The 12,635-nt window shown below is 30.9% G+C and carries 9 protein-coding genes; 5 read left to right on the top strand and 4 right to left on the bottom strand.

The genetic code is table 11. From position 1 onward, the window contains the following. Positions 1-67: 67 nt before the first annotated feature. On the bottom strand, positions 68-376 hold the full coding sequence (locus J9309_RS13015) for a winged helix-turn-helix transcriptional regulator (protein WP_230476313.1): 309 nt from the start codon (positions 374-376) through the stop codon (positions 68-70). Between the two features lie 152 nt (positions 377-528). On the opposite strand from J9309_RS13015, the gene J9309_RS13010 reads away from it, so the two are divergent. Genes J9309_RS13010 through J9309_RS12990 form a run of 5 tightly spaced genes read left to right on the top strand, consistent with a single transcriptional unit; the run spans position 529 to position 3,288 of the window. Continuing rightward, complete coding sequence (locus tag J9309_RS13010; RefSeq protein ID WP_230476312.1) at positions 529-777, top strand: Rossmann-fold NAD(P)-binding domain-containing protein; 249 nt, start codon at positions 529-531, stop codon at positions 775-777. Between the two features lie 29 nt (positions 778-806). Then, a complete protein-coding gene (locus J9309_RS13005; protein WP_230476311.1) occupies positions 807-1,394 on the top strand; it encodes a DUF1731 domain-containing protein in 588 nt (195 codons plus the stop codon). A gap of 12 nt (positions 1,395-1,406) precedes the next feature. Continuing rightward, the gene (locus tag J9309_RS13000) at positions 1,407-2,279 is read left to right on the top strand and encodes a pirin family protein (RefSeq protein ID WP_230476310.1); all 873 of its coding nucleotides are present in this window, start codon (positions 1,407-1,409) and stop codon (positions 2,277-2,279) included. A 53-nt stretch (positions 2,280-2,332) separates the two neighbouring features. After that, positions 2,333-2,845: a GNAT family N-acetyltransferase gene (locus J9309_RS12995; RefSeq protein WP_230476309.1), complete on the top strand. Its 513-nt coding sequence runs from the start codon at positions 2,333-2,335 to the stop codon at positions 2,843-2,845. Positions 2,846-2,868: 23 nt separating this feature from the next. Further along, the gene (locus tag J9309_RS12990; protein WP_230476308.1) at positions 2,869-3,288 is read left to right on the top strand and encodes an OsmC family protein; all 420 of its coding nucleotides are present in this window, start codon (positions 2,869-2,871) and stop codon (positions 3,286-3,288) included. A gap of 49 nt (positions 3,289-3,337) precedes the next feature. Here J9309_RS12990 and J9309_RS12985 read toward each other — a convergent pair whose 3' ends face one another. The 3 genes from J9309_RS12985 to J9309_RS12975 all read right to left on the bottom strand — a co-directional run bounded on the left by J9309_RS12985 (position 3,338) and on the right by J9309_RS12975 (position 12,617). Continuing rightward, entirely contained in the window at positions 3,338-4,978 is a 1,641-nt protein-coding gene (locus tag J9309_RS12985) for a dipeptidyl-peptidase 3 family protein (RefSeq protein ID WP_230476307.1), read from the bottom strand. Between the two features lie 62 nt (positions 4,979-5,040). Continuing rightward, a complete protein-coding gene (gene tamL, locus J9309_RS12980) occupies positions 5,041-7,386 on the bottom strand; it encodes a translocation and assembly module lipoprotein TamL (RefSeq protein WP_230476306.1) in 2,346 nt (781 codons plus the stop codon). Then, positions 7,383-12,617 carry a translocation/assembly module TamB domain-containing protein gene (locus tag J9309_RS12975; protein ID WP_394369303.1) on the bottom strand — a complete coding sequence of 1,745 codons (5,235 nt, stop codon included), beginning with the start codon at positions 12,615-12,617 and terminating at the stop codon, positions 7,383-7,385. Before J9309_RS12975 ends, tamL begins: the two co-directional genes overlap by 4 nt. Positions 12,618-12,635: the final 18 nt, after the last annotated feature.

The following is a 12,635-nucleotide window of genomic DNA, read 5'->3' as shown; positions in this document are numbered from 1 at the left end:
AATTTTAGAAAAATTAAAATTTATTTATAAGTTTTAATGTTTTAGTATTTAAGAATTTCAAAATATATCATTCTGAAATTATTTTAATTCGATGATTTTGTCCCCAATTTACAAGTACATCAATTATTTCATTGGTTGATTTTCCATATTCAGTAATTGAATAAGAAACCGATATAGGTTTTGTTTTTTGCTCTTGTCTTATCACTAATTTATTAGCTTCTAAATCTTTCAATTCTTTAGATAGAACTTTTGCAGATATACCTTCAATATCACGTTCAATTTTATTAAATGTATTCATATCATTTTCACGCATCATCAAATAATGAATTATCAAAAGTTTCCATTTGCCTCCTAAAATTTCTAGAGTATCAGTCATTGCAAGTATATCAGCTGTACATGGAGCAGGATCTGTTAATGGATTTTTATCATTTGGTATATTTTAGGTTACTGGTTACCTCTAGGTAACTCATAGTTAAGATACTATTTATCGGTTATAAATTTGTAGTAATCAAAGAAATAAATCACAAGATGATGAAAAATACAGTTTTAATTACGGGGGCAAATAGTTTTATTGCAAAACATATCATTCCATTATTGGAAGGAAAATATAATTTAAAATTTTTAACACGAAATCCAAAACTTGAGAATGAGTATCTGTGGGATGTAGCTAATGAAATGATGGATGAAAATGCATTAGACGATGTAGATTACATTATTCATTTAGCTGGTGCAAAATTAAATGACGGAACACCATTAACTGATGAACAAAAAAAATAATTTATGATACTAGGATTGGTGCAGCAAATTTGATCAGAGAAAAATTAATTGCGAGAAATCAAACAATTAAAGGCTTTGTGTCAGCTTCAGCAATTGGATACTATGGTTTTCATGATGATACGCTTGAAATTGATGAAAATGGAAAAAAAGGAATTGGGTTTGCAGCTGATTTAAGTGATGATTGGGAAAAAGCAGCAGATTTATTCAAAACGAACGGAGTTGCGACAAACGTTGCTAAAATAAGAGTTTCATTGGTGTTAGGTAAGGAAAACGGAATTTTTCCATTATATGTTTCAATGCTAAAACAAAACAAATTGGAAGCTTTGGAAAATAATATACAATCGGTTCCATGGAATCATGTGGAAGATATGGCCGGAATATTCGCTTTTGCAGTCAAACATAATTTAGATGGAGTTTATAATTCTGTTGCACCGCAAGCAGTTTCTCAGTTTAATATTTACCAAGCAATTTTAAATGAATTGAATTCAGGTGAAAATCAAATTTTACAACCATTTCATGGTAAACATTTAGTAGCAAAAAAAATTCAAGAAGCCGGTTATCAATTCAAATTTCCATCAATTGAATCGGCAGTTAAAGATATTCTATCAAAATTATAAAATCACAAGAAAATGAAAACAAGAAATATTGAAAAAATAATGCATCCAGGAACTTTTAATTGGGTAGGAGACGCATTTTATACAACCTCTTTTATTGTAGGAGAAATAGCAAGAAGAAGAATGGATCCTTTTTTTGCCTTAGGTTATAATGCTGATATCGAATTTGAAGCTGAAGAAATTCCGAGAGGAGTAGGAGCTCATCCTCATAAAGGTTTTGAAACAGTTACTTTAGCTTATAAAGGAAAAATTGCGCACAAAGATAGTCGTGGAAATCACGGTGTAATTGGCGAAGGCGATGTGCAATGGATGACTGCCGGAGCTGGAATTATACATCAAGAATACCACGAAGAAGAATGGTCGAAACAAGGCGGTTTGTTTCAAATGGTTCAGATTTGGATGAATTTACCAGCAAAAGATCGCGAAACAACACCTCATTATCAAGATTTATTGTATAAAGAAATGACTAAAGTTGTATTGGAGGATGAGGTTAGTTACATTAACGTAATTGCCGGAGATTATAAAGGAAACAAAGGAAAAGCTACAACTTATTCGCCTATAAATATGTATAACGCATATTTGAAAAAAGGCGTTAAAGCTGATTTTCAATTTCCGAATCATTACAATACTGCAATCTTAATTATAGAAGGAAGTGTTAAAGTAAATAGGAATGAAATTTTGGATAAAGATACTTTTGCGATGTTTGAAAATGAAAACGGGGATACGTTTATTTTAGAAGCTTTAACTGATGATGCATTGGTTTTAGTTTTAAGTGGTGAACCTTTAAATGAACCGATTGCGCATTACGGTCCTTTTGTAATGAATACACAAGAACAATTAGTAAAAGCCTTTGATGAATTTAAAGCTGGTAAATTTGGAACATTATAATTTATATTAATAACAGTGTAATAAGCACTGTTATTTTTTTATAACTTTAATGTATGAATTTTACGATTAGAATAGCTACAACAAATGATATCGATACCATCTGGAAATTATTACAGCAAGGAATAGAAAAGCGCAAAAATGAAGGCAGTAATCAATGGCAAGATGGTTACCCAAATCCTGAGGTTGTTGCAAACGATATTAAGAACAGCTATGGTTTAGTTATTAATAATGACCAAAATGAAATTGTTGGGTATATCGCCATGATAGATGAAATTGAACCTGCTTATGAAGATTTAATTGGGAATTGGAAATCAGAAAAAGGAAGTAAATATATGGTGTTGCATCGTTTAATTGTTGATCAAAATAATCCAATTAAAGGATTAGCAACTTGGATTATGAAAGAAGTTGAAAATTTAGTTTTAGCTAAAGAAATTCGAACAATAAAAGTTGATACAAATTTTGATAATGAAGGAATGCTTCGTGTTTTCGAAAAATTAAATTATCACTATTGTGGAAAGGTATATTTTAGAGGGAGTGAACGATTAGCTTTTGAAAAAATTATTTAATTTTACGATATAAATAAATAACTATGCAAGTTAAATTACAACGTGTAAATCAGGCGTCGCATTACGAAGCTACGGCACCTTCTTCGGAAGTAAAAGTTCATATTGATGGTCCAGCTTCTATTGGTGGAGAAGGAAAAGGCTCAAGTCCAATGGAAATGGTTTTGATGGCTTTGGGTGGTTGTAGTGTTTTTGATTTAGGTGAGATTTTAAAGAAACAACGTCAAGAAATTGAAGATATTCAGGTAGATGTTGTCGGAAATAGAAGAGAGGAAGCACCAAGAATTTATACAGATATTCATATTACATTTACTTTAAAAGGTAATATTGATATTGAAAAAGCAAATAAAGCTGCCGAATTAGCTGTAAAAAAATATTGCAGTGTTCACGATATGTTAGCTGCTGGCGGAGTTGAAATAACTTACGAAATCAAGATAATTTCATAAAAAAAAGCGAACCAATTGGTTCGCTTTTTTTATGAATTTCAATAATATATTATAAGCCTAAAACTTCTAATCCTTGTTTGAATTTAATATCAACAGGAACGTTAGAAGCATTTATTCTATCTAAATCTTTTTGTAAATCAGACCCAATTTTTCCTTTAGTTGCCATTAAGTTTTTTACACCTTCATAATCTCCGTTTCCTTGTAACGTTAAGATTAATTCAGAAAGGCCATTCATAGCTTGTTCCATTTTGGCTACGTTTACTTTATAACGTCCATTTGGCAATTTCTCGAAGGCACCTTTTTCAGCAAAATAATTAAAACAAACCATATTCGCTTGTCCGTGAGCTGAACTTGCACCGAATCTTACCGAACGGAAAATTCCAGCTAAAAATGTCACGAAATAATCTTCTTGAGATCCTTCTAATTCACCTTTTTTCAATAATTGATTTACCATATATAAACCAAGAATATCAGCTTTACCTTCTTCTAATCCAGATTGAGTTTCTTTTAACGCTTCACGAACTGAACCTTTACCATTAATTGTGTTTTTAATTCCTAATCCGTGTGCAACTTCATGAAACATCACATTCGAGAAAAATGCATCAAACTTAATATTCTTTTGTTGTGATTCGTCAATTAAAACATTTGCAATCGGAACCAAAATTTGATCAAATTTTGCTTGCATTGCATTTTTTAATTGCAAGCGACGCGTACCTTTTTCCAATTGTACACGTTCATCATTTGGTAAATTAATTGCGATAGTTTTTCCACCAGCGTTGCAATCACCAGCATAATAAATCACGTCATACGCATTCAAATCTGAATCAGTTCCTGGTTTCTCCGCTTTATATTTTGCATTAACTGGTAAATTTTCTTGTAATTCCGGTAAATACTGAACGAATTTTGCCAACTTCTTAGACCATTCAACATCTTTCACTAAAACGTAAGAAGAATACGAAGCTTTGTATCCAAATAATTGATCTTCGTAAGTTTCAATCGGACCAACAACGATGTCCAAATTTGAATTTTTCATATCCATCCAAGCTAAATCACTAGCATAGAAATCATCATTCAATAAAGCAGCGGCACGTAATTGTAAATATTTTTTAAGTCCTGGATCTTCAGCTAATTCGGATGCTTTTACTAAGTAACCAGCAGCATTTTGCAATTGATTTTTGTAATTTACATGATAAGGAACTGTATATAATTTTCCATCACGATTACGTTTTACTAATGTGTAATTTGACTTCCCATCAGGTAAATTAGCCGCTTCAAATTCTACTTTCGTCATATCCGTAGGATAAAACATTGCACCAGCTGGTTTTGAACCAAATCCAGGAACAAAAGGTTTTTCATTGTCTAAACGATCCCAAGGTCCGTAATTGATTTTAACATAATCAAGCATTTCACCTTTTGTCGCATCTGTAATATCTATTTTTGCACCATAAGCTTGTTGCCAAAATAGATCATCCATTATATCAGCAGCTTTTATCATTAATCGAATAATGTCTTTTTCATTAGTAGATAAATGCGATAAATCTGTCTTTAAAGTATATTCAGCGTAATATTGAGGTTTAAAATCGTTTATTTTTGTTTCCACTTCAGCAGAATTTTGAGTCTTATTTTGAGTTGAGCATGATGCTAAAATTGAAGTTAAAGCAATCGCACTCAATACAAATGATTTTTTCATTTCAACTAGTTTTTGTATCTCTAAAAATAAGAATTTTAAATGAGATTTAATAGAATTGAAATCTAGAAAGGATAACCTATTGCTATATTTAGAATTAGATTATCTTTTCGCCAATCTTTATCTGAAAAATCAATTTTATCAAAAGTCCAACGATCGTTTTTCTCGTAATATGGAACTCGTAATGGCATCGCAAAATCGAAACGTAGAATTAATAAACTAAAATCAAGACGAACACCTAAACCTGTACCAATAGCGATTTCATTTATAAAATCTTTGGAAAATTTTCCACCTGGTAATGTTGGTTCTTCGTTTACTGTCCAAATATTACCAGCATCAACAAAAAATCCTAAGTTTAAAAATTTAAACAAATTCATTCGATATTCTGCATTCAATTCTAACTTAATATCACCCGCTTGGTCAAAGTAAAAATTTGCATTTTGATTGCGCGGATCGTAAGAACCTGGACCAAGAGTTCTTGCTCTAAACGCTCGGATACTATTGCTTCCTCCAACAAAAAATTGTTTTGAAAATGGAACAAATTCTGAGTTTCCGTACGGTAAAGCAATTCCTCCGATAAAGCGTGTTGCGATAGATGTTTTGCGATTAAATTTGTGGAAAAATCTAAAATCGTGTTCCATCTTTGCATATTGGCTGAAAGGAATGTTGAAGATTTCTTTCTGATTGCCTTTTTCAATATTCGCACCCGAAATTAAACCAGTTAAATTTGCTGATAAATCAACCATACCACGATAATAAATGGTGTTTTTTCGAGGCAACATGGTTGTTGTGTAAGTGTAAGAATATCTTGGTCCGAAAATTAATTGTTTATCTACCACTCGTTTTAATTGCGGATTGATAATATTCCCAAATTCATCATAAATCTGATTATAATATTCGTCCGAAACATTATCGGGTTTTACCAACGTAACTTCTAAAACTTTTAAATCGTGATCTTTTCTCGCGTTCTCTTTCCATTGATATCCAAAGGAAGTATTAAAATTATGTAAAGCATAAAGGCGAGTTCTGTTAAGATATTCGTACGCCAAAGTAACGTTTGTACGCGGAATGTACGCACCGGAAGTATGAAACCTAAAAGGAGCAATAATTCGAGGAATTGAAAATTCTACATTTGTCCCCATACGGAAAATGTTATTGGCGTCTTTTGGTCCACCTAATTGCATATCGAACGCACCAAAAATTGTAGCTTTTAATTGTTCAGCACCACGAAGTAAATTACGATGTGTCCAATTTAAATTAATTTCACCACCACCATAATTTGCTGAATTTGTACGCCCTAATAATTCCAATCGAAGTGATTGAAATTCGCGAGGTGTAAGCATATAATACGCATCAAATTTATTATTAATAGAATCTGAAATTATAAATTGATTGTTTACAAATTTGAAAACTCCAAGATTAACCAATCGATTCAGAGTCAAATTGTGATCGGTGCGATTATATAATTCTCCTTTTTTGAATTGTAAGGCACGTTCAAAAATTTTAGGTTTGAATTTTTTATACGGATCAATCATATAAAAATTATCTTCCTGATTTAAAGTCAAAGAGTCTTTTTCTAACGGAATTTGATAAATATTTTTTTTCAAATCAGTTATATTGTAATCAGGAAACACAAAAATATTATCTATTGTGTATTGTTGTTTCGCAATAGTTGGCGTATTTTCTTTTAATTGAACAGATAATTCAACCTGATTTTGAGTAGAAATACTGTCGGCTTTCAAAATAATATTATCAGGATGAAAGTAGTAAAATCCTTTTTCTTTTAAACGTTCATCAATACGTTCACGTTCAGAAATTATCGTATTTAAGTTGTATGGTCTACCTTTTCTTAGAAGTGATCTTCTTTGTGTATTGGTAATCTCTTTGTTAATGGTTTGCAATGTATCAGTTGGAAAATTAACCTTATTGATAAAATATCTCGCTTTTGGTTGAACGACATAATTTACCGAAGCTTTTTTGTTTTTTACAATTGTATCATCTTTAGCGATTGCATTAAAATAGCCAACATTAGAAGCGTAACTCGTCAGAATCTCATTATTGAATTCAGTATCAACTTGGCTCATTAAAACAGGTGCTTCACCAATTTTATATTTTAACCAATGGCGTAAACCTTTTTCATTTTTCGGTTCACTTGTGATATTGTATATGTAAAGTTGAGGTCGTAATCCTAAAAAACTTGAATTTGGTTTTGGAATAATTCGACTTTCTAATTCAGTTTTTAATTGAGATTTTTCTTTTTTAGATAACGAATCGCCAACAATTTCTATATCAGCACCAACATATAATTTTTCGTCTTCTTGCAGAAATTGAGTATTGCTACATGAGGAAATTGCAAAAAATGAAATTACACCTAATAAAGTTTTGTTTACTATTTCTATTGATTTTTTCATGGTTGGATTTTCATTTGTTTTTTGATGGCTTCGTTTTTCTTTTTCTTCTCAAAAATTTCTCTGAATTTATCGTAGTCCAAAGTAATAATAAAACCTACACCTGTTTCGATAATTTGCCCTTGTAATGCGACTTGATATTCGTTTTTGCGATAAGCCCTAAGCATGTAACGCCCATTTTTAGATAACGAATATTCTAAGTTTATATCTCCAGCAATATTGGTCATGTTTTCGTTGGCTCTTGCATCGCCTTCAAGCCCGAAATTACTTCCGATAGAAACTTTTAAACGATCGTTCAATAATCTCTTGCTAACTTCTACATTTAGATCCGTTCTTGTGTTTTTTTCACCAGTTGAATAATCTTCTTGAGAATTTAATCCAAGATTAATATCAACGCCTTGTATTAAATCTGCAGCTAAATTATTTAATTGATCAGAAAGTATGCTGCTCACACTTTGTCGAGCCATTGTTTCCGCCGAAACTCCAGATTGACTTTGGAATGGATTATTCCCCACAAAACGATTCAGTATCAATAAAGCGAAAACTTGTTTGTTCATTTCAGCTTCATCATTTCTTAATTGATTTAGCTTAGCTTTTGTATTTTCAATAACTGTTGTTGCAACAGAATTATTAGTTTCATCTAAAGTAATGTCAAACGAAATTTCAGGCTTTTCTAATTCGCCTCCAATTTTAAGTTCGGTATTAAAAGGAATTCGTTGTCTATACATGTTTACTTCCGCAGATGATAAACCCGTAAGTTGCTGTTCTACTAAATCGATTGGAGCAGTTTGAGTTCGATATACTGCTGTTAAATTTAAATTAGCAGACATCGGTTCGCCTGTCCATGTAATTGTAGAACCTTTTGTAATATCAAATTTGCGTTTAATCATACTAACAGACATTTCGTAAGTACCTTTTTCTACTTCATAAATCCCTGTTAATGATAATCTTCCTGACGGATCCATTCCGCCAGTTAGCTGCGCTTCTCCTTGTAATTCTACATAATCTCCATTTATCGGATCGATTATGATTGTTGATTTAGCTTCAGGATCAATGTCAATATTCACGCTTAAATTAACACCTTTAATATTTGTTTCCTTTGGAAGTGTTTCAATTTCTGTTTCTTGTATAATTTTGGTTGCATTAGGATCAATAAACTCAACAATACCTTCATGACTTTGCAGAGAAGTTGTGCTTTTTGGCATTACAAATGTAAAATCAGATTGATCTGTAATTAAAATATCTCCTGTAACAACAGGCAAATCTAAATTACCACGAATTGCTAAATCAGTATTAATGGCTAATGTTCCGTATGTCATTGCCTGAGCTGATTTTTCGGAATTTATTACTTTAAAATCTCTTGCTCTTAGGTCAATATTAAAATCAAAATCCTGATAATTTGTAGTTAAAATTTGTCCATCCAAGCGAAGCGAATTACCGTCTTTATCATTTATTTTGAATTGATCGAATTCTATTCCTCGTTTTGTGAAGTTTAGATTATCTGTAATATTTCTGAAATTCACACCGTATTCAGGAACCGAAAAACCAACTTGATTAAATCCGATTAAACCTTCTATTGATGGATTATCTAACGATCCTTTCAGATTTAAATTTCCATTTAAAAAACCTTCAATATCATCTACCATTCCATTGGTAAAACCTTTGATCGTTTTCAACTCAAATCGATTCATATTGAATCGAAAATCTAATAAACTTTGCGCTAAATTATACTCGCCAATTAAACGGACATCATTATCATTTCCAGTCAATAAAGCATCTGCAGAAATAATATCCGAAGTTTTGTTTTTTACATTTATTGCAAGATTACCAACGGGATTATTATAGGCCTTTAAATCTGTTACATCTAAATCAGCTGTAAAAGTCATATCAGCCATTAAATTATTTAATTGCGCCGTTCCGTTAATAGTTCCAGAAGCTGGCAATTCGTCAATTTTAATTAATTCAGTTATCGTTTCAATTTTAAAATTATTAATCGCAACATTTAGTGGACTTGTAGGAGAATCGGTTTCAGAATTTAGTTCAATTGAACTTTCGTTATTCGAAATTTTAAAATTATTTGCAACAATGCCTTTATCTGAAATTTTGATTTGATTATCCTCAGAAATTTGCCAAGCATCATAGTTTAAGATTAACCCATTTGGATTTAAACTTGCGATAATAATGTCATCATCTAATTGAACATTTCCTGCAACATAAAATTTGTCTTGACCTGTTTCATCTTTAGACGATGCGTTTAAGTTGATTTTATTATTGTAAATATCACCGTTAAGATCAATATTATTTAGTTTAAAACTTTCATTACCAACTTCATCTAAATTCAGTTTATAATTCAGCGTTTCATTTGGGTTAGAAAGTGAAATTTTGGCATTTTTAAGGAAATTATTACCATAAATTAAATTTTCTACATCTCCGTCTAAATTGATTTTTTTAGTTTGAGCGTTAAAATCTCCAGTAATATTTAAAGTAGAAAATTCTTTTAAATCTGGTAGAAATTTCTGAACTAATTTATCATTATTGATATTTGCATTTAGTGTAAAATATTGATTTGGATCAAATTTGGAGATTTTTTTAGAATCTTGAAATTCATAATATTGATTGATTGTAGAAACTAGGGCAGGAGCAATTTCTAAAAGATTAAATTTACCTTTTATTTCAGCATTGATAACTTTAGATTCTAATGTAATTTGATTTTGATTCTCGGAAGAAATTGCATTTAACTTCATTTCATCAATAGCTAACTTTTCAGTTTCATCCGTAACACTTAAATTTTTTAAACTTAAATATCCATTTGGATTTTCAAAATCTAAGTTATCAAAAGCACCATCTATTTCGCCAGAAATTGAAAGAGCTTCGTCATAGAAATTCAATGCTTTTATATTTAAATTGCCGATATTTCCGTTAAGTTTTACATTTTTCAAATCCTTTTTAAAATCACCAGAAGCAGTTAAATTAAGATTAGCATTAGGATCATCCGAAACCGCATTTACATCGAAAATTCCATTGTTGATTTTACCTTTTAATGCAAGATTTTGATAATTATATTGGTTAAATTTTGCTTGTTTTATTTTACCGTTTATACTTGTGTTGGCGCGTGCTAAATCAAAACTTTGTCCATTGATCGATACATTTCCTGTTATTTTCCCAACTTGTTGATTGCTAATTAAGGTTCCAACGTCCAAGCGATCAAATTGTGCATTTAAATTGTATTTTTCAGCATTTGTTTTTCTTATATCAATTAGTCCTTTTACAGAAGCGTTTCCTAAAGTTGAGGTTAGGTATAAATCTGGTTGAATCACTTTTAAGGTTCCTTTTGCTTTTCCTTTTAAAGTTAGTTGAGAAGGAATTCGGATGTTATTTGGAATGGTATTTTTTGGAACAATTTTATAAATCGTTTTTGAGGAAGTTGAAAAGTTTTTAATCGATAAATCATAGGCTAATTGATCCATGTTCATTGCATTTTGAACACGACCAGAAGCATTTATTTTTAAATCATCCAATCCTGAAACTGACAGATTTTTAATTGTTAAATCATTTACACGTCCGTACAATTCGGTATCTACGGCCAGCGTTGCATTTTGATATTCTTTAAATGGTGTAGTTTGGCGCAAACTTGGAACAAGAAATAAAATGTCAGCGAAACTGATTTTTGAACGATTCAAATCAGCATTGATAGTAACATTTCCAATATTGTTGGTTAACTCATTTATGTTACGATAATTCAGAATTACTTCATCTCGAATTATTGTTCTTGGAGTTTGTAAGTACAAATCTTTTAAATACGCTTGGTTTGTACCGTATAAAAAGTTGGTGCGTAATTGTTGAACATGTAACCCTTTGCGCTCTTTTAATTCGGCACTTTTTACTTTTCCACTAAACTGTCCATTTAGCATTTGGAAATCACGCAAATCAACTGCTAATTTGTTCAATGTTAAATGATTATAATCTAAACCAGCAGTTTTTGCAGCAGCCGTATTATTGTAATTAATTTTAACGTTGTCCAGAATTCCTTTCCCAAGTTTTAATTCCATTGGAGCAGAACTTGAAGAATTATTTGAAGCAGAATTTGAGGTTTGTAAATGCAGTTTTGCATCTAAATTTGTATTGGAAAGTAAAACTTCGTCAATATCGAATTTGTTTTTTTCTAAATCAACTGCATTAATTTTAGCATTCAGCTTTTCAAGTGCTAGTTTTGCATAAGTTTTTGAGCGTTCATCGCCATAATCAATAGTAATATCTTCTAAATTGATACGATTCAACGCAATTTTTAATGGAGTAGAAGTGGTGTTCGAAGAAGTTTCAGATTCTTTTATATCTTGAATTAATTTCTGAATAAATTTTAGTTTTAAACCATTAAGATTAATATCACCAACTGCAAAATTGTTGTCTTCTATGTCTAATTTTTTGATTGAAGTATTAAATTCCTTGAATTGAAGATGAGCATACATCTTTGTTTGATCATCTCCATAATAAATATCAAAGTTTTTTAAATCAATTTCACCTAATGCCAATTGCATAGGTTTTTGCTGATTCAACGAATCAACTTTTTGCTCGACTTTTGCAGCGACTTCTTGAACTAAATCTTGTTTCAAACGTAATTTTAAACCATCTAAAGAAATTTTATCAATCGCGTAGCTATTTTGTTGCAAATCGAATTTTTTAACACGAGTATCAAATGCGTTAACAAACACATTTATATTATTTCCAGCCTGCTGATCAATGAATGACACACCAACATTTTGGAGTTTGATTTTATCTAACGAAATAATAAAAGGCTTAGAAGTTGTTTCCTCTTCTTCCTTTGTTACAAAAGCATTTATTATATAATCGAAATTAAAACTACCGTCTTTTTTACGAACAACATTTGCTCTAGCAGTATTTAGTTCTATGGAAGTAAGATCCGCTTTATTATCAATTAATTGTAAAATATCTAACCCGACATCTAATTTTTTTGCGAAAAGCAACGTATCCACATCTTCACCTTGTAAATAAAGATTTTCCATCACCAAACTATTAGGAAAGTCGATGTAAACACGTTCTAGTTCTACTTTGGTTTTAATTTTATCTTCAAGATAAACTACTAATCGGTCTTTAATGAAGTTTTGAACGGCAGGAATTTTTAAACTAAAAATGGTCGCAATCAGAAGTACTATAATAGTGAGTAGTGTGATTGCGGAATATTTAAAGAGTTTTTTATAATTAATTTTCAAGAGTATAGCGGTTTTAATATCAAT

This window comes from Faecalibacter bovis, from assembly GCF_017948305.1.
GTDB classification, from domain to species: Bacteria; Bacteroidota; Bacteroidia; order Flavobacteriales; family Weeksellaceae; genus Empedobacter; species Empedobacter bovis.
The sequence above is the reverse complement of the archived record's forward strand: the minus strand, read 5'-3'. Positions and strand labels throughout refer to the sequence as shown.

Bases quoted from the DNA above. Each gene is read 5' to 3' on its own strand.
- J9309_RS13000 (WP_230476310.1), top strand. From the start codon at position 1,407: ATGAAAACAAGAAATATTGAAAAAATAATGCATCCAGGAACTTTTAAT.
- J9309_RS13015 (WP_230476313.1), bottom strand. From the start codon at position 376: ATGACTGATACTCTAGAAATTTTAGGAGGCAAATGGAAACTTTTGATA.
- J9309_RS12985 (WP_230476307.1), bottom strand. From the start codon at position 4,978: ATGAAAAAATCATTTGTATTGAGTGCGATTGCTTTAACTTCAATTTTA.
- J9309_RS13010 (WP_230476312.1), top strand. From the start codon at position 529: ATGATGAAAAATACAGTTTTAATTACGGGGGCAAATAGTTTTATTGCA.
- J9309_RS12995 (WP_230476309.1), top strand. From the start codon at position 2,333: ATGAATTTTACGATTAGAATAGCTACAACAAATGATATCGATACCATC.
- J9309_RS12990 (WP_230476308.1), top strand. From the start codon at position 2,869: ATGCAAGTTAAATTACAACGTGTAAATCAGGCGTCGCATTACGAAGCT.
- tamL (WP_230476306.1), bottom strand. From the start codon at position 7,386: ATGAAAAAATCAATAGAAATAGTAAACAAAACTTTATTAGGTGTAATT.